A 22,273-nucleotide genomic window follows, 5' to 3' on the forward strand; every position below is an offset into this window, starting at 1 on the left:
GAGAGTCATGATCTGTTGCGCGGTGCGGCCAGACAATACGTAGTTACTACGTAGTTCGGTCCGTTGTCGGGGACCACGTAGTGGGTTCGGGGCTCGTGGGGGCGGTCAGGTCTCGGCGTGAGCGCAGGCCGAGTTTGGCCAGGGCGTTGGCCACGTGGGTTTCCACGGTGCGTGGTGACAGGTGCAGCAGTGCGGCGATCTCGCGGTTGGTGTGGCCCTGTGCGGCCAGCACGGTGATCTCGTTCTCCCGGGGTGAGAGGCGGTTGTCCCCCGTGCCCCCGCTTCTGGCGGGGGGTACGGCCACGCCGTGCTCGCGCAGTCGGCGGCGGACCCGTGCGGCGTCCCAGGTGGCGCCGAGTTCGGTGTACTCGGCCAGGGCCGCCTGGAGTGCGGTCACCCCCAGCGCCGGGTCCTGCCGCCGGTCCGAGGCCAGGTGGGTGTGGGCGCTGGCTTCGCGGGCCAGTGCGGCGTCGTAGGGGCGGGGCATCTCCCGGTAGGCGGCTTCGGCCTCGGTGTACAGGTGCAGGGCCCGGTCGTGGTGGCCGCGGTGGTGGGCCAGGGCGGCCTCGAACCGGACCAGGGCGGCCTGGGCGGCGGGGGCGCTGGTACCGCGCAGGCCGGCGCGCAGCCGGGTGCACAGGTCCTGGGCCACGGCCTGGCGTCGGCACAGCAGAAGGGCCTCCATGCCCGGGACCAGGTCGGCGGCCCACACCCAGATGCCTTTGCTGGCGATCAGTGAGACCAGGCCCTCCACCTGTTTCCAGGCGGTGTTCGGGTCTTCCTGGGCCAGGGCCAGGCGGGCCAGGAGTCCGGCGGCGAAGGCGCGTACGGGCACGGTGTAGTCGGGGCCCTGGTGGTGGGAGCCGGGCAGGATCCGTTCCAGGTGGGTGCGGGCGGTGGCCGGGTCGCCCTGGGCCAGGGCCAGGGCCGCGCGGACCACGGTGAGTTCGGCGGTGACCGAGTGCAGGTGGGCCAGGCGGCGTGAGCGCAGGTCGTGTTCGGTGCGTTCGGCCAGGTCGGACCAGTGTCCGCGGTTCCAGTCCAGGATCAGGTGCAGAACGCGTGCGCTCTCGTGGATGTAGGGGTCGCAGGATCCGGTGGCGTCGCTCAGGTGCCGGTCGGCGCGGTCGTAGTGGCCCAGGATGACGGCGGCGTCGGCGAGGTTGAGGGAGGCGCGGGCGAATTCGCGGCGCCGGGCCAGGGCTTGGGGGTCGGTGCGGGGTGAGGTGGTGCCGGGGTCGGGCAGGGTCACCTCCCAGGCGGTGGGGTCGCCGATCTGGGCGAGCAGGGTGGCCTGGTTGACGCGCACGGTCTGGTCCACCGCCGGGTCCTGGCTGCGTTGGGCGGCCGCCACGGCCTGTTCCATCCAGCGGCGGTGGGTGGAGACCGGGTCGGGGGTGGAGCGGGGTACGGCCAGGGCGCACATGACCCGGGCGGCCAGGGCGGGTCGGGAGGAGAGTTCGGCGGCGGCGCGGACGAGTTCGCCGCGGGCGGAGCGGTTCTGGGAGGCCTGGTTGAGCAGGAGCAGGCCCAGTTCCATCCGGAGTTCGCCGCGTTCGGTCGCCGACAGGCCGGGGGTGTCCAGGACGTCGCGCAGCAGGTCGATGGTGTGTTCGGCGGACAGGCCGGTCAGGGCGGCCCGGCCGAGTTTGAGGGCGAGGGCGCAGCGGCGTTGCGGCGGTAGGGAGTCGCGGTTGAGGGCGTCGCGCAGCAGGGCGACGGCGGTGGCGTCCTCTCCGCGGGTCAGGGCCTGGTCGGCGGCGTGTTCGGCGTGGTCGGTCCAGGTGTCCAGGAGTCCGGCCTCGCGGGCGTGGTGGGCCATCCGGTCGTGGGGCGGCTCGTGCTGTTCGCCCAGGACGTGCAGGCTGGCCCGGTGCAGGTGGCGGCGTTTGTCGCGGGGCAGGGCGGTGTAGCAGGCCTGGCGCAGTAGCGGGGTTCGGGGGGCCAGGGTGGTGGGGTCGGTGGGGTGTAGCAGGCCGTGTCGGTGGGCGCGGGCCAGGGCCCTGTCGGCGCGGGTTTCTGGGAGGTCGGCCACGCGGGCCAGTTGGGTGTCGGTGGCGGGCCGGTCCAGGACGCAGGCCGCGCGTACCAGGCGGCGGGTGTCGCGGTCCACCGAGCGCAGTTGGTCCAGGATCCAGTCGCGCAGGGGTGCGGGCACGGGCGGGGTGGTGGGGACGGCGGGTTCGCCTGGGGCGGTGGGCAGGTGGGACAGGTGGTGCAGGGTCTCGACCACGGCCAGGGGGAGCCCGCCGGTCCAGGTGTGCAGGCGTCGGGCGTCGGTGTCGGTGGGATCGGTGGTGAGCAGGTGCTGGGCCAGGGTGTGGACGTGTTCGACGGACAGTGGGCCCAGGGTGATCTCGTGGTGGGTGGTGCCGGGCGGGGTGCGGGCGGCCAGGGCGGCGACGGGGAAGGTGTGCGGGAGTTCCTCGGGCCGGTAGGTCAGGACCAGGGTGAGGTTCGGGGGCAGGCGGGGTGCCAGGTAGGCGAGCAGGTCGCGGGTGGGCGGGTCGATCCACTGCATGTCCTCGAGGACGAGGACGGCGGGGCCCAGGGCGCCCAGGAGTTCGGTGAGGGCGCGGTAGGTGCGGTGGTGTTCCGCTGCGGGGCCGACCGGGGGCAGCGGTGGCGGCAGGGCGGTGCCGTGTTCGGGTAGCAGGGGCGCCAGGGCGCCGCACAGCGGGCTGAGGCCGGTGGGGATCGGGGCTTCGTGCAGGGCCTCGATGACGGGGGCGTAGGGGAAGGGGGCGGCGCGGGGCGGGCAGTGGCCGGTCAGTACGGTGCCGCTGGTGGCCTCGTGCAGTTCCTGGACCAGGCGGGTCTTGCCTGTTCCGGCCGTCCCTGCCAGCAGGACGATGGTTGCGGGAACCGCTGCCTCGCGCAGCTGCCGTCGTTCGGCCTCGCGCCCGACGAGTGGGGGGGAGCACACGCGGTCACGGTATAGCGACAGCGGGCTGTGCGGTAGGGGGAGAGCTGTTACGTATCGGCTTCGTAGCCGGTGGGTTCCGGAGCGGCACGTGGTGGAGGCCGTGGACTGTGGCGCCCGGTGCGCGGGACTGCTTCGATGAGGGTATGACGTGCCCCCCGGGGACGGCACGGTCGGGAAAGGGCGGGCGCGTTCACATGGCGAAGACGGTGTTCGTGGTCCTACCGGTGCCGGCCGGCGTGCTGACCGGGGGACACGGATCCGACCGCAACCCCCCACCCGGAAAGAGTCCAACTGATGCACCTGAGCAGACAGGAGGCCTCCGAGGCCGTCGCCGACCTGGGCTGGCGTTACCTGCTGGGGAACCTGCGCACCTGCGTTCCGGTCCCCTCGATGGACCATGCCGCCGAGGTGAGTGCGATCGCGGTGGATGCCTGCGGGCCGCGCGCGGACGCACACCTGAGCGTCGACCTGCGGCCCCGCCGGGTCGTGTTGACCCTGCAGACGGCTGAGGTGGCCGACTTGACCAGGACCGACCTGGATCTGGCCAGGCGCGTCAGCGCCGCACTGGAGCGGGCCGGGGCCCGCACGGGGGCCGACACCGACGACGGGGCCGGCGGGGCGCCGAGAGCGGTCCAGATGCTGGAAATCGCTGTCGACGCCCTGCACCCCGAGCGGATCCGCCCGTTCTGGAAGGCGGTCCTGGGATACGTCTGCGAGCCCGGCCACGACGGCCCCCGGGACCCGCTGGTGGACCCGCTCGGCCAGGGTCCGGCGGTGTGGTTCCAGCAGATGGAGCACCCCCGCCCCCAGCGCAACCGCATTCACTTCGACGTGTGCGTGCCCCACGACGAGGCGCGGTCCCGGTTGCGGGCCGCTCTCGGGGCGGGAGGCGTCCTGGTCGCCGACGAGCGCGCCCCGGCTTTTTGGGTGCTGGCCGACACCGAGGGCAACGAGGTCTGCGTGACCACTTGGCAGAACCGGGACTCACCCGCTCGGTCGTGAACGAAGGGGCGGCGGTGCCGAACCGCGAAACTCCCACCGCCCGGCCCCCGGGGGCCGCCAGGATCCCGGGGGCCGGGCGGGGAGCGCTCAACCCACCGGTTCGGCGCTGCGGCCGCCCTCCATGCCCGCCAGGAGGGCGTTGACGTCGCGCACGCAACCGCCGCACCCGGTGGTGGCGCGGGTGCGCTCGGCGATGGTCTCGCGGGTGCGGGCCCCGTCCAGCCAGGCCTGCTCGATGTCCTCGCGGCTGACCGCGTTGCACCGGCACACCAGGGCCGGAGCGGCCTGGGGGTCCTCCTGCGGGGCCACGGGCAGCCCCTGGAGCAGGGCGAGCCGGTCGGCGGGCACCGGGGCGCCGGTGTCGTAGAGCTGGGACAGGTTCGCCGCGGCCTGCGGGAAACCGAGCAGGACCGCGCCGACCACCCGCTCCCGGCGGACCGCGAGCTTGGCGTAGCGGCGCCCGTGCGGGTCGCTGACCGTGACCGTCTCCGTTTCCGGGCCCAGGTCCTCCTCCTGGACCAGGCCGAACGCGGTGAGTTCGATGCCCTCGGCCTTGAGCCGGGTCAGCGGGCGCGCGCCCGTGTAACGCGCCTGGGGCGCCTGCCCGGTGAGCCGCCGGGCCAGTACCGAGGCCTGCTCCCACCCGGGTTGGACCAGGCCGGCGCCGCCGCCGGGGTGCTGGGCGCAGTCACCGATGGCGTGCACCCGGGAGTCGGAGGTGGCCAGGCAGTCGTCCACCACAACGCCGTGCTCGACCTCGATCCCGGCGCCGGTGGCCAGCTCGGTGTTGCCGCGGACCCCCGCGGTGACCACCAGGGCGTCGCCGGGCAGGACCCGGCCGTCGTCCAGCTCCAGGCCGGTCCCGGGGATCCATCGGGAGGCCACCCGCCACGAGTGCACGCTCACCCCCAGGTCCTCGTAGCAGCGGGCCAGGGTCCGGGCGGCGTCCTGGTCGATCTGGCGGCGCATGATCCAGGGCGAGGACTCCACGACGCACACCCGGGCTCCGCGCCCGACCAGGCCCCGGGCGGCCTCCAGTCCCAGGACCCCGCCGCCCAGGACCACCACCGGCGCGCCGGGGCGGGCCAGGGCGAGCAGCCGTTCGCAGTCGGCGAGGTCGCGCAGCGCGGTGACGCCCTCGCCGGGCCGGCCGTCGGGGGCCGTGACCCCGGTGATGGGCGGGAAGGCGGCGCGGGCGCCGGTGGCCAGGACCAGTTCGTCGTAGGTCAGGTGGGTGCCGTCGTCCAGGTCCACGCGGCGCTCGGCGGTGTCCAGGCCGGTGGCGGCCACTCCCAGGCGCACGTTGACGCCGGGGGTGTCGGGCATCGGCAGACTGATCTGGTCGGGTGTGTACTCTCCGGCGACCACGCCCGAGAGCAGTACCCGGTTGTAGGCCCGGTGGTGCTCGGCGCCCACCACGGTGACGTGGACACGTTCGCCGTCGGGGTCCAGGCGGGCGACCTCCTCGGCGAAGCGGGCGCCGACCATGCCGTTGCCCACGACGACGATCCGACGCGGTGACGCGCTCTGCACGGTGCTCAACTGCTGCCTCCTGGTGGGTGGTGCCTGCCCGGGCGGCCTCGGCCGGGAACTGCGGCGGCGGGTCGGTTCCCGCGCGGGTTCGAGGGACGGGTGTGGTGGTCAGGGGGTGCCCGGGGCGGTGGGTGCGGGTTCCAGGCGTACGGCGCTGACCTTGAACTCCGGCATGCGGCTGGTGGGGTCCAGTGCCGGGTGGGTGAGGTTGTTGGCGGACTGCGCGCCCGCGTAGTGGAAGGGCAGGAACACCGTGTCCAGGCGGGCCGTGGGGTCCAGGCGCACCCGGGCGGTGGTGCGGCCCCTGCGTGAGGTGATCCGGGCCAGGTCACCGGCGCCCAGGCCGGCGCGGGCGGCGGTGTCCGGGTGCACCTGTACGTACACCTCGGGTTCGGCTCCGTGGAGTTCGGGCACCCGGCGGGTCTGGGCCCCGGACTGGTAGTGGCCCATGAGTCGTCCCGTGGTGGCGATGAGCGGGTGGTCGCCGTCGGGTTCCTCGGCCGGGGGCCGGTGTGCGACGGCGACGAACCGGGCGCGCCCGTCGGGGTGGGCGAAGGAGTCCAGGAACAGGCGGGGCGTGGGCTCCTGGCCCACGCGTACCGGCCAGTGCAGGGCCTCCTCCGACGCCAACCGTTCGGGGGTGACGCCGGAGTAGTCGGCCGCTCCCCCGGCCGAGGCGGCGCCCAGTTCGGCCAGGACGGTGTCGGGGTCGGTGGGGAAGCGCTCGGCGGGCTGGCCCAGCCGCACGGCCAGGGCGGAGAGCACCTCCAGGTCGGTGCGCACCCCCTCGGGCGGCGGGACGGCCCGCCTGCGGCGCAGTACGCGCCCCTCCAGGTTGGTCATGGTGCCCGACTCCTCGGCCCATTGGGCCACCGGCAGGACCACGTCGGCCAGGGCGGCGGTTTCGGAGAGCACGAAGTCGGCGGCCACCAGCAGGTCCAGGTCGCACAGCCGGGATCGGACACGCTCGCTGTCGGGGGCTGAGACCACCGGGTTGGAGCCGAACAGCAGCATCGCCCGCGGGCCGCCGGGGGTGCCCAGGGCGTCCAGGAGTTCGAAGGCGCTGCGGCCCGGTCCGGGCAGTGTGTCGGGGTGCACGCCCCACACCCCGGCCACGTGGCGGCGGGCCTCGGGGTCGTCGATCCTGCGGTATCCGGGCAGCTGGTCGGCCTTTTGGCCGTGTTCGCGCCCGCCCTGGCCGTTGCCCTGGCCCGTGATGCACCCGTAGCCCGAACCCGGGCGGCCCGGCAGGCCCAGGGCCAGGGACAGGTTGATCCAGGCCGAGACGGTGTCGGTGCCCTTGGCGTGCTGTTCGGTGCCGCGCCCGGTCAGCACGTAGGCGGACCGGGCGCGCGCGGCCCGTCCCAACAGGTCGGCGGCGGCGCGGATCTGGGTGGCGGGCACTCCGGTGGTGAGTTCGGCGTGCTCGGGCCACCAGGCGGCGGCGTGCTCCCATGCCTGATCGAACCCGCTCGTGCGCTCGGCCACGTAGTCCTCGTCGACCCAGCCCCGGGCGCGGACGGCGTGCAGCAGGCTCAGGGCCAGGGCGAGGTCGGTGCCGGGGCGCGGTGCCAGGTGCAGGCCGCCGTTGTCCAGGGCGACCTGGGCGGTGGCGGTGCGGCGGGGGTCGATGACGATGAGGGCGGGTGCGGACAGGTGGCCCATCATCGGTGGCATGGTCTCGGCGGGGTTGGCCCCGGCGAGCAGGACCACCTCGGCCGAGCCGACGTCGGTGAGGGGGAAGGGCATGCCCCGGTCCAGGCCGAAGGCGCGCATGCCCCCGGCCGCCGCGGAGGACATGCAGAAGCGGCCGTTGTAGTCGATTTGTGAGGTGCCCAGGGCCAGCCGGGCGAACTTGCCCAGGGCGTAGGACTTCTCGTTGGTCAGGCCGCCGCTGCCGAAGACCGAGACGGTGTCGGGGCCGGATTCGGCGCGTAGCGCCAGGATGCGGTCGGCGACGTGGTCCAGGGCGGTGTCCCAGTCGACCTCGGTGAACTCCGAGGTGCGGTCCTTGCGCAGCAGGGGGCTGGTGAGGCGGTCGGGGACGGTGAGGACCTCGGCGGAGGTCCAGCCCTTGCGGCACAGCCCGCCCCGGTTGGTGGGGAAGTCGGCTGGGCGGGCGGACAGGCGTCCCTGCGGTCCGGTGTCCAGGTGCATGGCGCACTGCAGCGCGCAGTAGGGGCAGTGGGTCCGGGTGCTCTGCGGTGCGGGCTCTGCCGGGTTCATCGGGTGACCGCCTCGGTGGAGGCCGGGGCGGGTGCCGCGGCGGAGGTGGCCGGTCGGCGCATGTACACCAGGTAGGTGATGGCCGCGCAGACCAGGTAGAAGACCCCGAAGGCGATAAAGCCGGGGGCGGCCGACTCGGTGGCGCGGAAGGATTCGCGGAAGACCAGGTTGATGGCGACGCCGCCCATGGCGCCCATGGCGCCGATCAGGCCGAGCATGGAGCTGGCGATGCGCTTGTTGTAGGAGAGGGTCTCCTCGCGGGGGGCGCCCTGGGTGATGGCGTTCTGGGCCTTGGCGGCGTAGATGGAGGGGATCATCTTGTAGGTGGAGCCGTTGCCGATGCCGGTCAGGACGAACACGACGCAGAAGGCTCCGATGAACAGGGCCAGGGAGTCGGCGTTAATGGCAGCGACGACCACACCGGTGCCGGCGACCATCGCGACGAAGTTCCACAGGGTGACGCGGGCGCCGCCGAAGCGGTCGGCCATCCTGCCGCCGACGGGGCGGATGAGCGAGCCGATCGCCGGGCCCAGGAAGGTGACGGAGGCGGCCTGAAGGGGTTCGAGGCCGAACTGGTTCTGCAGCAGCAGGCCGAAGGCGAACCCGAAGCCGATGAAGGAGCCGAAGGTGCCCACGTACAGGAACGACATGATCCAGAAGTGGCGGTCCTTGGTGGCGGCCAGCTGTGCGGAGGCGTCGCTGCGGGCGCTGGCGAGGTTGTTCATGTGGCGGACCGCGACCCAGATCGCCAGCAGGATGAACGGCACGTAGAACAGCGGGACGAAGTGTCCGGCCTGTGCGGTGAAGAGCGCGATGACGCCGAGGCCCACGAGCTGGACGGTGGCCACCCCGATGTTGCCGCCGCCGGCGTTCATGCCCAGGGCCCAGCCCTTCTCCTTCTCGGGGAAGTAGAAGTTGATGTTGGCCATGGAGGAGGAGAAGTTGCCGCCGCCGATGCCGGCCACGGCCGCCAGGACGAGGAAGAGCCAGTAGGGCGTCTCGGGTGCCTGGATGAGGAAGACGGCCAGGCCGGTGGGGACCAGCAGCATCGTGGAGGAGATGATCGTCCAGTTGCGGCCGCCGAAGAAGGGCACCGCCAGGGTGTAGGGCACACGCAGGACCGCGCCGACGAAGGCGACCACGGACACCAGCAGGAACTTCTGTTCAGGCGCCCAGTCGAACCCGGTGGCGGGGGTCATGAACAGGACCAGGACCGACCAGATACTCCAGATGGAGAAGCCGATGTGCTCGGAGAAGATCGAGGCCCACAGGTTGCGCTTGGCGACGGGGCGTCCCTTCTCCTGCCAGAACGCCTCGTTCTCCGGATCCCAGTCGGAGATCCAGCTCGGTCCGGTGCGTGGCGTGCGTGTTCTGGTCTCGGGGGTCACGACCAGGCCTTCCTGCTTGACGGTTGCTGACGTAACCGAAGGTAGGTAGGGGGCATTGCCTGGAGGTGTCGGGCCGTAACACGCGGGAAACACCTGCCTCACCCGGGCGTCGAAGGTGCGGTGAGACCGGTGTTTTCCCTGGTCGTCGGGGGCATGTCGGAATGGGGAGTGTGTCAGGGAACACTCTCGTGTTCAGGGTGTTGCCGGGGTTCGGGAGGTCCACGATCGCAGATCGCGGCCGGGACGGCCACCACGGTAGGCGATTTCCCGGTTGCTGAACGGGACGGTTTCGGGGTGTTTTCCGCTTTGCGGCGCCGGGGGCGGGTCGCCCGTGGCGGTGGCTTTGGTTACTCCTCGCGCTTCCTGGACTGGGAGGCGCCGAGGGTCAGGCCGAAGACCAGCCCGAGAGCGATGCCCAGGCCCAGGTTGTCGAACAGTATTCCGAAGGCGACGCCGAAGGCCAGTCCGAGCGCGAGTCCGGTGCTCTGGTTGTACTTCTTGCTCATGCGTTCTCTCCCTCTGAGTACTTCTGTCCACTATCAGACGTTTCGCCGGTTTTTCGGGTTCCCCTGACCGCGGACGGCGGATCGGGGCGGGGCCGTGCTCGGGCTGGCGTTGGGGGCACGGCTGGAGAACTCACTGGGCGCCGCCGGCAAGGACGCGGACGGCACCGTGCACGCCGGGATCAACCCGCATCCGGTACCGGCCCTGTCCGCCACCGGCGAGGAGCTGCGCCGGATCAAGGCTCTGGCGGACCAGCGCGACCTGACGGTGGTGGGCTTCAACGAGGTGGCCCGCAGCTCGTGCACCTACGTCGAGTACCTGGACCGGCTCGCGGTGACCGAGCCGCAGGAGTTGGAGTACGTGGGCCTGGCGCTGTTCGGTCCCAGGCAGGACGTCAACAAACTCACCGGGAAGCTGTCCCTGGCCACCTGAGCGGGAGAAGCAGGGCAGCGGCGGGTCCCGTCTGGTTGGAGCACTGGGAAGGGGCGTGCCCGCCGCGGGGATGCCGCGGCGGACACGCTGTTTCACCCGGAAGGCCGGATCAGATACCGAAGGCCGCCGGGTACTGGATGGTGCCGCGCGGGGTGGGGCGCGACGGGTCCAGGGCCAGGGCCATCATGGCCTCGTCCGGAACCTCCATCGGGGCGTACACACCGAACCCGGAGGCGGGGGTGAACCCGAACCGCGGGTAGTAGCCGGGGTGGCCCAGGACCAGGACGAGGTTCTCCCCCATCGCACGGGCGCTCGCCAAGCCGGTGCGGATGGCGGCCGAACCGGCGCCGGTGCGTTGGAACTCGGGCAGGACCGCACACGGGGCCAGCGCCAGAGCCGGTCGTTCGTCGACGTGGCAGCGGGTGAACAGGGCGTACCCGGCGAGGGTGCCCTCGCCGGACTCGGCGACGATGGACAGGCCGTCGATCCACGCCCCGGTATCGGCGCGCAGGGCGTCGACCAGGTCGGCCTCGGCCGGGGTGTCGAAGGCGGCGCTGTTGATCGCGTGAACGGTGGCGGTGTCGGCACTGGTCTCGGGTCGGGTGGACCAGGTGCGAGCGGAATGGAACAACTCAAGGACCTTCGTGTTCGGGGGTCCCGTCGTTTGATCAGGCCGGGACCCGGAGGTGGGAAGTACTGGGGGCGCTGGTCACGACAGCCATCAACTCACCTCGGTCCGCGCGGCCGACCCTCGGCTCCGCGAAGGCCCACGTTAGCAGGGGGCTGGGGGTTTCCCTCGGTGGGAGCGGTGGAGACGTTCCCGGGGCGGCACGGTGTTCTCGGGACCTCCTGTGCGGAACCGTTCGGCTGGCTAGGGTGTCTTATCCACGGGGCTTTCCGAGCGCTCGGAAAGCCCCGTGGACACAGTGGTGGGACGGCATGGAGGGTGACGCGGTGGAGCTGTTCGAGGAAGGCGCCAGGGTCCTGACCCAGGAGATGGTCAAGGGCAGCTGGACCATGGTCCAGGGGTGGATCACCCAGATGTTCCAGGGCGACGAGGCCAAGAGGCAGAAGGCCCTGGCGGAGCTGGAGGAGTCCCGCAGGGAGCTGGACGAGGACGCAGGGGAGGCCGTCTCGGCCCAGGAGATGGAGCAGAACTGGAAGACCCAGCTGCGCCGCCTGCTGCGGGAGGACCCCGAGGCCGCCGCCGAGCTGCGCGCGATCCTGGACGAGGCGGCTCCGGAACGCGGCGGGACCCAGATCATCACCAACACCGCCCGTGACGTGCACGGAACACTGATCCAGGCGGGCACCGTCGGCGGGGTCGAGCATCACGAGACCCGCTACGGGGGCGACCACATCGACATGCGCGGTGTCGAGGCCGAGGGCGACGTGATCGGCACCCAGCACAACCACGGTGACCGCCCCCGGAAGAGCTAGCAGGAGTGCGTGTCGGAGCCCGGTCGGCCCCTACGCGAGGACCGCTGAGATCGGAGAGCGGGGTGCTCGGCCCAGCAGCCGACGCAGATCACCACCGGTGCGGGCCATGAATCCGGCAGCGATGGCGGAGCAGGTGCCGACCAGCATCGGAACCTGGAACGGTTCGGCTCCGGAGGCAGCGACGCGCGCACGGGTCCGGGACATCGCCTCCGGCTCGTAGGTGACACGGGGACCGTGCGCCTGTGCCAGGTCGGCGCCGCCAACGCTCTGCTCTCCGACGAGTTCGTAGACGCGCCCCGCATGAGCGGGTGCCTCCACCGCGACGCGTGCTGCGGCCTCGGCCAGGTCCGCGCGTGCGACAGCGGCCAGCCGGCCCTCACCGAGAGGGGCCGTGATCCGCCCCTCCGGTGACGGCGCCGCGATCTCGGCCAACAACTCCGCGTAGAGGCCGTTGCGCAGGATCGTCCAGGCCATACTGCTCTCCCGCAGTCGCCGTTCGGTCCAGCGGTGCGGCAGTGCGTACGGAAGATGATCGCCGTCGGCGGTCAGGCTCGTATAGACGACATGGCCCACACCCGCCCTTTCCGCGGCCTCGACGGCAGCACCGTGCCGTGCGATGACGGTGTCGTCCTCACCTGCTCCCGCGGAGATCATCAACAGCACGTCCACTCCCTCGAAACCCGTGGCGAGGGTGTCGGGATCGTCGAAGTCGATGCGGCGCGCAGGCAACGGGGACCGGGTTCGCCGGAGGTCTCGGGTTCCGAGGGCGACGTCCGCACGGTCGGCCAACCGCTCGGCGACAAGCGTGCCCAGAGCGCCAGCAGCACCGGTAACCAGAATCATCAGGGTCTCCCTGCTCAGATAGGTTCTCTTCGGTAACCAGGAACATCCTGCTGTTTTCCGTCAGAGAGCGTAAGGAGGCACTTCGGTGTCAGTCGGGCACACAGAGGTAACCACCGCCCCTGTCGTCAGCTGCGGGGAGCAGCACGAGGACTGCGGGATCCGTGAGGTGCTCGACCGCATCGGGGACAAGTGGTCGGTCCTGATCGTGGTCGAACTGGCCCGGGGAGTACACCGTTTCCGTCAGTTGCAGCGTGCCGTTCCCGGCATCTCGCAGCGGATGCTGACGCTCACGGTGCGCCGGTTGGAACGAGACGGGTTGGTCACCCGGACGGTGCATCCGACGGTGCCCCCACAGGTCGAGTACGAACTCACGGCGATGGGCCACAGCCTTACGCATCTGGTCAGGGCCCTCGCGGACTGGTCGGCGGAACACCGTGACGCGATCGCACAAGCGCGACAGGAGTGGGACGCCGAACATCCTGACTCGGGGATCCGCTGAACGGACGTTCCCCGTGTCACCGTGTGCCGTTCCGTCCGTTCAACCGGTGGCGCGCCCGTCCCTGCGGATCGGGGCGCCGAGCAGCCGGTGGAGGTCCTTCTCCACCTCGGCCAGCAGCTCCGCGCCGAACACGCACAGGGTCCCCCGGCCGTGCGGGCCGCTCTCCCAGGGGTGGCCGAACGTGCCCAGGCGCAGGTCCCCGGTGAGGTTGATGTAGTAGTCCCCGTCGGGGAAGACGAACGCCGGGTGGGGAGGCTGCCCGGGTCCGCCGACCCGGCGCGGGTCGTAGCGGCGTCCGATGTGCTGCCAGTCCAGGGAGTACAGGGACTCCCCCGCCGGGATGGCAGCGGCGAGTCCGCGCCGCACCGCCCGGTCCAGTTCGGCCACGTGCTCGGGGCGCTCGTCGGTTTCGTGGAGCGGCCAGGTCACCGAGGGGGTGGGGTCGACGATGCCGGGGAAGACCGTGGTGCTGGGGGTGAAGAAGAACCGTTCGGTGAACCGGTCCCACAGGTCGTCGTGTTCGCGGTCGTCGAAGAGTTCGGTGACCGGCCGGGCCACGGCGGGGATCCCGAGCGGTTGCCAGGTGTGGGTGCGCACGGTGGTGATCTCGTGGAAACCCGAGTCCAGGAGCATGCCGTACAGCTCCGGTTGGGCTGCGGGCTCGACCTCGGCGGTCATGAGTCGGGCCTGAGCCTGCCCCCAACCCCACCACAGGCCCCGGCCGGGTCCCGCGTTGCGGGCCCACTCCCCCAGGAACTCCGGGCGGGGGGCGGTCATCCCCTCCAGGACGAGGAACGGGGTCTCCTTGCGGAGGGCGGCCCAGCTGGCCGCGCGTACCCGTGTCCTGCGCACCAGGGCGAGGGTTCGGTGCTCGAAAGAGATCCCGTCGGCCTCGTGCTCCGCCAGGGGGCGCCGGTGCGGTCCGGAGGTCGCGGCCAGCTCCCGCACGGCCTGGGCGGACATCCGGTCGTTCTCCCGGAGTTGTTCGTCCTGTGCGGGCGGCACGGAGGGCAGGGCGGAGAGCTCGGCGACCAGGACGGAGCGTTCGGGGCCGGGGGTGAAACCGGCCGCGTGCAGGGCGTCTTCCAGGGCGGGCGGGTCGTGGGCGTGCACCGGCCAGTGCGCGGGTTCGGTGCGCGCCTCGAACCGGTCCCGCTGGCGGGCGACCAGGGCGGGCAGGTCCGTGTCCGGTGGCAGTGGGCCGTGGTCGACGCTGCCGTGGGTGCCGTAGTGGGAGCGGACCAGGCGGGCACCGGTCAGGTGCGGGTCCGGCAGGTGTACTGCCCCGGCCCTGGGCGGTGTGGGGAGGTGACCGCGCAGGTGGGTGTCGTAGGCATGGCGGAGGTCGTGCATGGTGGCAGCCAGAGAGAGGGTCGGGCCCGGGCGGAGGGAGGAGGGCGAGGGGCGAAGCGGCGGAGGCGGCGCCCATTCTGCCAGGGCCGGGGTCCGGACGCCCGTCCCCGTGGCGGGGCGCTGGGCCGGAAGCCGGGGCGGTGGTGTCCGATTGTCCTGGCCGGTCCGTAACCTCGCTCCGGGACCGGGCGAACGCTCCGTCGGGGGGTCGCCCCAGCTCTGGCGGTCCTCCTCGGTGCGGGTGTCGCCGTCGAAGTGGAGGCGGTAGCCGGCGAGTGTGCGCTCGGCCGGGACGAGGAGCCCGATCCAGTCGTAGTGGTGCAGGACGCGCACGGTCTGTCCGGTGATCCGGGCGACCTCGCCGACGGTGCGGCCCGCGGTCTGCCTTCCGCTCTTGCTGGTGGTTTCGGCCCCGTTCCCGGTGCAGTGGTGACGAAGCTGGGGCCCGACGTCGCGTCAGGGTCAAGCGGCGCGCGGATGCCGCCCGTGGTCGCGGGTGTCGGTGTGGGGGTGCCCACATAACCGAATAGTGTTCGGTTGTGGTGTGGCCAGCGGTTCTACTCGTCGGTAACATAATCGCATGAGCCTTGACCACCCCGCCGAGGGTTACGAGTTCGACCAGGACACCCGGGTCGAGAAACGAGCCGACGGCGAGTTCACAGCCACCCTCACCGACGGCTGGACCACGTTCACCTCGCACCCCAACGGCGGCTACGTCCTGGGGACGGCACTCAACGCGCTGGGACAGACCCTCGCCCAGCCCGACCCCCTGGTGGTGTCCGCCTTCTACCTGCGCCCCGCCGCCCCCGGCGAGGCCGCGCTGCGCACCGAGACCATCCGGGAGGGGCGCCGCACAGCTACCGGCGCCGTCGTCCTGGAACAGGGCGGCAAGGAGATCGTGCGGGCCACCGCCACCTACGGCGACCTCAGCGCCGAGGGCCGCGAACTGCATCTGCAGGGCCCGCCGGAGCTGCCCGCCCCCGAGGAGTGCGAGGTCCCCGCCGAGTTCGCGGGCAAACCGGAGGGCGTGACCATCGCGCACCGGGTCGAGTACCGCTACCCCCAGCGCCCCCAGTGGCTGGACGGCCGCAAGGACGGCAACCCCCAGGTCGACTTCTGGATGCGTTTCGCCGACGGACGCGACGCCGACGTGCACTCCCTGCCCGCCATGGTCGACTTCGCCGTCCCGGCGGTTCTGGAGATCGGTGAGTTCAGCACCATCACGGTGGAGCTGACCACCCACATCCGAGCCAGGCCCGCGCCCGGCTGGCTGGCCTGCCGGGTCTGGACCAAGCACGTCTCCCACAGCCTCCACGAGGAGGACATGGAGATCTGGGACAGCGAGGGAAAACTCGTCGCCCAGGCCCGCCAGCTGGCCATGCTGATCTGATTCTCCGAACCTCCTCCGGGCCGCCGCTCTCCGCCGAGCCGCGGCCCGTTGTGCTTTTCCGTCCCCGTCCCGGGCGCTCGACGCAAAGCCGCCTGCTCACTCGCACGACGACGAAGGGCTCTGCCGACCTGCGAGGAAGAGGAACCCTCCCGCCGTCCGGCACACCCCCCGGGCGACCGGGGCAGCCTGGGGGCGGATCAGCCGACTGCGGTCAGCGCGGGTACGGCTTCGGGAGTGTCGGTGCCCTCAGGTCGCCGGGGACGCTCGAACCGCTCGCGCAACTGGTCCAGGAGAGTCAGGGTCTGGGGTGACAGTCCCGAGGTGCGGGCGGATCGGACCGTGCTCTTGGCGACCGGATCGGCGGCGGGTGCGCGTTCACCACCGTTCAGGGAGACGAGCATCCGTGCCCGCAGCTCTGGGACCAGGGCGGCTTCCGCCGAGCCCGGGGGAGGATCCGAAGGCTCCGGCCCAGGCGCGCTCCGGGGTGCGCGCTGGGGCGGCGGGTTGGCTCCCCGCCCGGGTTCGGGCATGATCTGGCCGGGCTCCGACCGGCACGGCTCACCGCAGATCGTGCAGTTGCCACCGGGGAGGTTGCGCGTGTTGTCGTGCACGGGGCAGGTGCCGGTGGCCCGCCCCAGGCTGTCCAGCCGGAACTCCTCGGGCCGGATGGAGGTCTCGTCCCCGTACGAGCCCGGCCACGGGATCGTCCGCGGGGGTGACGTGTGGATGCCTCGGCCCAGTGAGCCGTTGAGGAAGTTCAGTGCGTACGTGATGTCGCCCAGGCGCCGCATCAGCGCCGGGAACGGTCGGTGCAGCCGTTCCATCCCCGAGAACAGGGCTCGCACGTCGGGTTCGCCCAGCCCCTGACGCAGGAGTTTCTCCACAGCCAGCGCCAAAAGGTCCCGGTCGGTTTCCGGAGAGGCCAGGAATGAGTTGGGTATGCGATTGATAAGGCCGAAGATTCCGATCCGTGGCCTTTGTCGAGTTTGTTCTCCTGTGCTTGAGGTGCCACGGACGGAACGATCCACCTCGCTGCCAGAACCGTCACCAGGGGAACAGTCTGTGGGTCGATCTGAGCTGGGGGCGGGGTCAACCTGAGCCGGGGTCCGGCGGCGCTTCAGAGGAGGTCGGTTGTGCACGGTGAGGGGCTCCTCCCCCAGTTGGGCCCGGCAGGCGTTGATCTCTTCGAGCACCAAATCGGTGTAGTCCTGAGCCGGGACGAGCAGCTCCAGTACGCACGGCAATTGGTGGGCGGAGCGGCCTCGGTTGATGCTTTGGGCGAAGAACTCGATGGTCTCCGAGCGAGTGAGCTTGCGCACGATGCCCGCTTCGACCAGGTCGTCGATGGCGCGCTTGAGGCTGCTGACACTGAGGAGGCCGCCGGAGCGCTTGGCCAGGTTCTCCAGCAGGAAGTAGCACCACCGCCCGTCGGCGTCCACCACGTCGGCGATGGCCATCAGGGCCAGTACCGAACGAGGCTTGGTCAACAGGCCCTTGTTGAAGATCTGCTGGACCCAGATGGCCATAATGAACCCGATGCCCTTGAGTGCGCCTTTGGGGCGCTTGCGGGGCGGAGAGAACCCAGTCGGATTCGTGGTTTCGGCTGTGCTGGCGGGGATCGAGGCGTTAGACTCCATGACGAGTCGCCTTCCTGGTTTGTTCAGGGAGGTGGCGGAGTCGACAAACCTGGTAACGCAGGCGTCGGCCACAACCCGACCAGGTGTTGTCAGCACCTGGTCGGGTTTTTTCTTGTCGCGATCCAAACTAGCGACCCGAACAAGAGTTCGCCGGGATTTCTCTCAAATTCCCGCACGGGAAAACAGCCCACAGAGCCAAGAAGTCGCACTTGTCTATTTCCATGGAAAAGCGACACCCTTGCCCGCAATGTCGACGTTGGGCCAGTGTGGAAATCATGGAGAGGACCGGTGCAGCAGGGTCGCCGCGGGGCGGGACCTGGACCGGGCCCTGTGCGCCTGGCCGGGGAAGGGTTGGACAGAGGTGGTCTGGGAGGACCGCCGCGGGCGCATCTCCGGTGTCACCGTGGACGGGGACGGCCGCTCGGAGCTCATCAGGCTGCTGTCCGACTCCCGAGGCGCACTGGCCCTGTCCGTCTACGCGGCCGAGGATCCCCGCTGCTTGCCGGGGTACTTCCGGGCCCCGACGGTGTGCTGCGCGTCCGCACCGGCCCCTGCCAGGGTGACCGAACCCCTCCCGCACTCCCCCGGTGCCCGGGTGCGCCCGTGTCGCCGCACCCTCCTCCGCTCCTTCAGCGCCCGGTGCGCGCCGCCCGCCTGGCCCGGGCGGTGCGTCCCTTCCACAGCACGCCCTGCCTGGGCGAGAACAGGTAGGCCAGGGCGAACGCGACCGCCTGGGCCAGCACGATGCAGCCGCCGGTGGACACGTTCAGGTGGAAGCTGGTGAACACCCCGGCCACGGCCGCGACGAAGGCCACCGCGGCGGAGATGACCAGCATGCGCTCGAAGCGGTCGGTGAGCAGGTAGGCGGTGGCGCCGGGGGTGATCACCATGGCCACGACCAGGATGATGCCCACGGCCTGCAGCGCCACCACGACCGTCACCGACAGCAGCCCCAGCAGCAGGGTCTCCAGCAGGCGCGGGTTGACGCCGATGGCGTGGGCGTGGACCGGATCGAAGGCGTACATGGTCAGGTCGCGGTGCTTGTACCAGACCACGGCCAGCACCACGGCGGCCAGCAGCAGCACCTGGAGGATGTCGCCGTCGGACACCCCCAGGACGTTGCCGAACAGGATGTGGCCCAGGTCGGTCTGGCTGGGGACCCGCGAGATCATCACCAGGCCCAGGGCGAACATGGCGGTGAAGACCACCCCGATCACCGCGTCCTCCTTGACCCGGGAGGTGCGGTTGACCACCCCGATCAGCGCCACCGAGCCGGCCCCGAAGACCAGGGCGCCCAGCGCGAAGGGCATCCCGAACATGTAGGAGAGCACCACTCCCGGCAGGACCGCGTGCGAGACCGCGTCGCCCATCAGCGACCAGCCCACCAGGGTCATCCAGCACGAGAGCACCGCGCACACCACGCCCGCGACCACGCTCACCAGCAGCGCGCGTTGGACGAACTCGAACTGCATCGGCACCGTGAACCACTCCACGAGCGCGGTCAGCGGGTCCACTGGCGTCCCTCCTCACTGGGGTGGATACCGAACGCCTCCAGGAGTACGTCCGGTTCCAGTACCTCCTCGGGGGTGCCGTGCGCGATCACCCGGCGCTGCAACAGCACCGCCTCGTCGCACAGCACGGGCACCTGGGCCAGGTCGTGGGTGGACACCAGCAGGGTGTGTCCGGCCCGGCGCAGCTGTAGGAGCAGGTCGGTGATGGTGGCCTCCGAGCGTTTGTCCACGCCGGCGAAGGGTTCGTCCAGGAGCAGCACGTCGGCGCCCTGGGCGATGGCGCGCGCCACGAAGGCGCGTTTGCGCTGGCCGCCGGAGAGCGCGCCGATCTGGCGGTCGGCCAGTGAGGTGAGGTCGGTGCGGGCCAGGGCGTGGTCGACGGCCTCGCGGTCGGCGGGGCGGGGCCTGCGTCTGCGTCCCATGTGCCCGTAGCGGCCCATCATGACCACGTCGCGCACCCGTACGGGGAAGGCCCAGTCCACCTGTTCGGACTGGGGCACGTAGCCGACCAGTCCCCTGCGGCGGGCGGCGGTGTTGTCGGTGCCCAGGAGGCGGACCCGGCCGCGGTCGAGGGGGACGAGGCCGAGCACGGCCTTGAACAGGGTGGACTTGCCCGAGCCGTTCATGCCCAGGAGTCCGCACACCCGTCCGGGTCGCACGGACAGGTGCACGTCTTCCAGGGCGAGGACGTCGCCGTAGCGGACGGTGGCTCCGGTGACCTCGATGGCCGCTGTCACGTCGGTTTCCTCCCTCACACGCCGGTCAGCCCGGCGACGATGGCCTGCGCGTCGTGGCGGAGCAGGTCGAGGTAGGTGGGTACGGGGCCGCCGGGTTCGGAGAGGGAGTCGACGTAGAGGGTCTGGCCCATGACGGCGTCGGTCTCGCGGATCACCGACTGCTGGGCGCTGTCGTTGACGGTGCTCTCGCAGAACACGGCGGGTACGTCGTTGTCGCGGACGAACTCGGCCACGGCGGCGATCTTTTGGGGGGTGCCCTCGCGTTCGGCGTTGACCGGCCACAGGTACTGCTCGGTCAGGCCGGCGTCGCGGGCCAGGTAGGAGAAGGCGCCCTCACAGGTGACCAGGGCGCGAGCGGGTTCGGGGACCTCGGCGAGTTCGTCCTCCAGGTAGGTGCCGACCTCGGTGATCTCCTCCTTGTAGTCCTCGGCGGCCTCGGTGAACTCCGTCTCGCCCTGGGGGTCGAGTTCGATGAGGGCGTCGCGGATGTTGTCGACGTAGACCAGGGCGTTGTCGGGGGACATCCAGGCGTGCGGGTTGGGTTCGCCCTCGTAGCCGCCCGAGGTCACGGGGATGGTGTCGATGCCCCGGCTCAGGACGGCGGTGGGGGCGTCCACGCGTTCGGTGAACTGCTGGAACCAGGCCTCCAGACCCAGGCCGTTCTCCAGGATGAGGTCGGCGCCCTGGCCGCGCACCAGGTCGTCGGGGGTGGGTTCGTAGCCGTGGATCTCGGCTCCGGGCCTGGTCAGTGAGGTGACGTCCACCCGGTCGGCGGCGACGTTCCCGGCCATGTCGGCGATGACGGTGAACGTGGTCAGGACGAGGGGGCGCTCGCCCTCCTGGCCGCTCTGCCCGGAGGAGGTGGAGCAGGCGCCCAGGGCGAGGGAGAGCGCGGCCGCGGGGATCACCGTCGACACAGTCTTTGAAGAGAACCAATCTCTAAAGTTCGGCACGCCTAACTTTTTATCACAACCAGGCCAAACTGCGCATCGGGGGCTGGTCCCGAGGGGCTCCTCGGGCTGGGGCGGGCGCACTCCCGTAGCGCCGCCGACCGCCTGGTCCGCGACTTCCCGACCGAGCCCTCCGCCTGAGCCCCGCGGAGGTGCGCGGTAGGGGCAGAACCTTCCTAGAATGAGCCCCTTGGCGCGCGATCTCCCGCTCCCGCGGCTGTCGCGTCGCCCATTCACCCACCCCCACCCCAGGAGTTCCAGGTGGTCAATCCCCACCGCACGCTGTGTGGACGCTACGAACTCGTCTCCGAGGTCGGACGAGGTGGCATGGGGAGGGTGTGGCGGGCCCGCGACACCGGACTCAACCGCACGGTGGCGGTCAAGGAGATCCTGTGGGGACCGGGCCTGGACGCCGACGAGCGCTCCCGGGTCGCGGCACGGGCCTGGCGTGAGGCCCAGGCCACCGCGATGGGCCAGCACCCCCACATCGTCACCGTGCACGACATCGTCGAGGACGACGGCCGCCCCTGGATCGTCATGGAGTTCCTCGAAGGGGAGTCCCTGCACCGCCTGGTACACGACCGGGGCCCGATCCCGGTCGAGCGGGCCGCGGCCTGGGGGCTGGACCTGCTGGACGCGCTGACCACCGCGCACGACCAGGGCATCACCCACCGCGACGTCAAACCCGAGAACGTCATGGTCACCGGATCCGGCCGGGTGGTACTCACCGATTTCGGCATCGCCACCATCGTCGACACCGCCGCGATCACCCAGACCTCCGGTGTCATGGGCTCCGCCGCCTACGTGGCCCCCGAACGGCTCGCTTCCGAACCGGCGACCCCGGCCAGCGATCTGTGGTCGTTGGGCGCCACCCTCCACCACGCGGTCACCGGGGTGTCCCCGTTCCAGCGCGAGGGCGTTCCGGCCACCCTGCACGCGGTGCTCAGCGCGGAACCGCCCCCGACCCCGCCCGGGCCGATGGGAGAGGCGATCCGGGGACTGCTGGCCAAGGACCCCGCCGGGCGGCTGGACGCCCGGGGCAGCCGGGAACTGCTGACCGCCGCGGCCCGGGGCGAGCGTCCGACCGGCTTCCACAGGCCCCCCGCCGCCCGGGGTGGAACGACTCCTCAGGAAACCCTCCCCGACCTGTCCCCCGCCCCGCAGGCCGAGGGCGCCGCCGTCAGGGCCCGGCCCGGCCGTCCCCGGCGCCTGTCGTGGCCGGTGGTGGTACTCACGCTGGGGCTGGCCGCCCTGGTGGTGGCCGCCGCCCTGGTCGTCGTCGACCCCTGGGGAGACGGCGGGCAGGGGCTCGGCCAGGCGGGCCAGGACGCACAGACGTCCCCCTCCCCTGACGTGGACGCCGCGGACCAGGCCCCGGTCGAGGAGGCGAACGGGGAACCAGCTGCGGAGGGCATGACCTGGACCCGGGATCCCGAAGGCTTCGCCCTCCTGGTCCCCGACGGCTGGCCCCGCCGCACCGAGGGCGCGAGCGTCTTCTACGACTCCCCCACCAGCAACGCCTATCTGCAGATCGACCGCACCCCGCACTCCAACGACGACGAGTACGCGCACGTGGTGGAGCAGGAGAGCGACTCGGTCGCGCAGAACCGGCTGCCCGGGTACGAGCGGATCAGGCTGGAGGACGTCACCGCCCGTACGTCCTTCGCCTCGGCCGCCGACTGGGAGTTCTCCTGGGACGGGGGTGAGGGCCCCCGGCGGCTCCTGGCCCGCAACATCGCAGTCGGCGAGGGCGACTACTACACGCTGGCGTGGAGTTCCTCCGAGAGCCTGTGGGCCGAGGACGCCCGGTGGCGTGAAAAAGCCATCGACTCCTTTGACCCGTTCTGACCTCGGCGGTGTGAACGCCCCGGTACGCTCGACCCGTTCCGACGCAAGTACAAG

At 71.4% G+C, this 22,273-nt stretch carries 18 protein-coding genes and 1 pseudogene; 6 read left to right on the forward strand and 13 right to left on the reverse strand.

The window, feature by feature from the left end:
* Positions 1–46: 46 nt before the first annotated feature.
* Positions 47–2,926: an ATP-binding protein gene (locus IE195_RS26465; RefSeq protein WP_191269708.1), complete on the reverse strand. Its 2,880-nt coding sequence runs from the start codon at positions 2,924–2,926 to the stop codon at positions 47–49.
* A 294-nt stretch (positions 2,927–3,220) separates the two neighbouring features.
* Here IE195_RS26465 and IE195_RS09450 point away from each other — a divergent pair, with 294 nt between their 5' ends.
* Positions 3,221–3,928: a 4a-hydroxytetrahydrobiopterin dehydratase family protein gene (locus IE195_RS09450; RefSeq protein ID WP_191269710.1), complete on the forward strand. Its 708-nt coding sequence runs from the start codon at positions 3,221–3,223 to the stop codon at positions 3,926–3,928.
* An 87-nt stretch (positions 3,929–4,015) separates the two neighbouring features.
* On the opposite strand, the gene IE195_RS09455 is transcribed toward IE195_RS09450, so the two are convergent.
* From IE195_RS09455 to IE195_RS09470, 4 genes are all read right to left on the reverse strand, one after another.
* Positions 4,016–5,470: an FAD-dependent oxidoreductase gene (locus IE195_RS09455; RefSeq protein ID WP_191269712.1), complete on the reverse strand. Its 1,455-nt coding sequence runs from the start codon at positions 5,468–5,470 to the stop codon at positions 4,016–4,018.
* Between the two features lie 99 nt (positions 5,471–5,569).
* Positions 5,570–7,687: a molybdopterin oxidoreductase family protein gene (locus tag IE195_RS09460; RefSeq protein ID WP_191269714.1), complete on the reverse strand. Its 2,118-nt coding sequence runs from the start codon at positions 7,685–7,687 to the stop codon at positions 5,570–5,572.
* Positions 7,684–9,075, reverse strand: a complete 1,392-nt coding sequence (locus tag IE195_RS09465) for an MFS transporter (protein WP_191269716.1) — start codon at positions 9,073–9,075, stop codon at positions 7,684–7,686. The genes IE195_RS09460 and IE195_RS09465 overlap by 4 nt, the downstream gene beginning before the upstream one ends.
* Positions 9,076–9,422: 347 nt before the next feature.
* Positions 9,423–9,581: a glycine zipper domain-containing protein gene (locus IE195_RS09470; protein ID WP_191269718.1), complete on the reverse strand. Its 159-nt coding sequence runs from the start codon at positions 9,579–9,581 to the stop codon at positions 9,423–9,425.
* A 94-nt stretch (positions 9,582–9,675) separates the two neighbouring features.
* Here IE195_RS09470 and IE195_RS09475 point away from each other — a divergent pair, with 94 nt between their 5' ends.
* Positions 9,676–10,011, forward strand: coding sequence for a DUF2000 domain-containing protein (locus tag IE195_RS09475; protein WP_191269720.1), 336 nt, complete (start codon positions 9,676–9,678; stop codon positions 10,009–10,011).
* Positions 10,012–10,120: 109 nt separating this feature from the next.
* On the opposite strand, the gene IE195_RS09480 is transcribed toward IE195_RS09475, so the two are convergent.
* The gene (locus tag IE195_RS09480) at positions 10,121–10,642 is read right to left on the reverse strand and encodes a GNAT family N-acetyltransferase (protein ID WP_191269722.1); all 522 of its coding nucleotides are present in this window, start codon (positions 10,640–10,642) and stop codon (positions 10,121–10,123) included.
* Between the two features lie 308 nt (positions 10,643–10,950).
* On the opposite strand from IE195_RS09480, the gene IE195_RS09485 reads away from it, so the two are divergent.
* On the forward strand, positions 10,951–11,451 hold the full coding sequence (locus tag IE195_RS09485; RefSeq protein WP_191269724.1) for a hypothetical protein: 501 nt from the start codon (positions 10,951–10,953) through the stop codon (positions 11,449–11,451).
* A gap of 30 nt (positions 11,452–11,481) precedes the next feature.
* On the opposite strand, the gene IE195_RS09490 is transcribed toward IE195_RS09485, so the two are convergent.
* Complete coding sequence (locus tag IE195_RS09490; protein ID WP_191269725.1) at positions 11,482–12,294, reverse strand: NAD(P)H-binding protein; 813 nt, start codon at positions 12,292–12,294, stop codon at positions 11,482–11,484.
* Positions 12,295–12,379: 85 nt separating this feature from the next.
* Here IE195_RS09490 and IE195_RS09495 point away from each other — a divergent pair, with 85 nt between their 5' ends.
* Positions 12,380–12,793 (forward strand): winged helix-turn-helix transcriptional regulator, encoded by a 414-nt coding sequence (locus tag IE195_RS09495; protein WP_191269727.1) that lies wholly within the window; start codon positions 12,380–12,382, stop codon positions 12,791–12,793.
* Positions 12,794–12,832: 39 nt separating this feature from the next.
* On the opposite strand, the gene IE195_RS26580 is transcribed toward IE195_RS09495, so the two are convergent.
* Both IE195_RS26580 and IE195_RS09505 read right to left on the reverse strand, forming a co-directional pair.
* Positions 12,833–14,146, reverse strand: a complete 1,314-nt coding sequence (locus IE195_RS26580; protein ID WP_191270497.1) for a DUF2716 domain-containing protein — start codon at positions 14,144–14,146, stop codon at positions 12,833–12,835.
* A 270-nt stretch (positions 14,147–14,416) separates the two neighbouring features.
* Positions 14,417–14,503: pseudogene (locus IE195_RS09505) on the reverse strand (MerR family transcriptional regulator); the annotation flags it as partial.
* A gap of 223 nt (positions 14,504–14,726) precedes the next feature.
* On the opposite strand from IE195_RS09505, the gene IE195_RS09510 reads away from it, so the two are divergent.
* Entirely contained in the window at positions 14,727–15,536 is an 810-nt protein-coding gene (locus IE195_RS09510; RefSeq protein WP_191269729.1) for a thioesterase family protein, read from the forward strand.
* Positions 15,537–15,733: 197 nt separating this feature from the next.
* On the opposite strand, the gene IE195_RS09515 is transcribed toward IE195_RS09510, so the two are convergent.
* The 4 genes from IE195_RS09515 to IE195_RS09530 form a co-directional block, all read right to left on the reverse strand.
* On the reverse strand, positions 15,734–17,062 hold the full coding sequence (locus tag IE195_RS09515) for a helix-turn-helix domain-containing protein (RefSeq protein WP_225942436.1): 1,329 nt from the start codon (positions 17,060–17,062) through the stop codon (positions 15,734–15,736).
* A 740-nt stretch (positions 17,063–17,802) separates the two neighbouring features.
* Positions 17,803–18,687 (reverse strand): metal ABC transporter permease, encoded by an 885-nt coding sequence (locus IE195_RS09520; protein ID WP_191269731.1) that lies wholly within the window; start codon positions 18,685–18,687, stop codon positions 17,803–17,805.
* A complete protein-coding gene (locus IE195_RS09525; RefSeq protein WP_191269733.1) occupies positions 18,675–19,421 on the reverse strand; it encodes a metal ABC transporter ATP-binding protein in 747 nt (248 codons plus the stop codon). Before IE195_RS09525 ends, IE195_RS09520 begins: the two co-directional genes overlap by 13 nt.
* A gap of 14 nt (positions 19,422–19,435) precedes the next feature.
* Positions 19,436–20,374, reverse strand: coding sequence for a metal ABC transporter substrate-binding protein (locus IE195_RS09530; protein ID WP_191269735.1), 939 nt, complete (start codon positions 20,372–20,374; stop codon positions 19,436–19,438).
* 258 nt (positions 20,375–20,632) lie between these two features.
* Between IE195_RS09530 and IE195_RS09535 the strand changes: the two genes are divergently transcribed.
* A complete protein-coding gene (locus tag IE195_RS09535) occupies positions 20,633–22,219 on the forward strand; it encodes a serine/threonine-protein kinase (protein ID WP_191269737.1) in 1,587 nt (528 codons plus the stop codon).
* The last annotated feature ends 54 nt before the right edge of the window (positions 22,220–22,273 follow it).

This window comes from Nocardiopsis terrae (assembly GCF_014651695.1).
Classification (GTDB): Bacteria; Actinomycetota; Actinomycetes; order Streptosporangiales; family Streptosporangiaceae; genus Nocardiopsis; species Nocardiopsis terrae.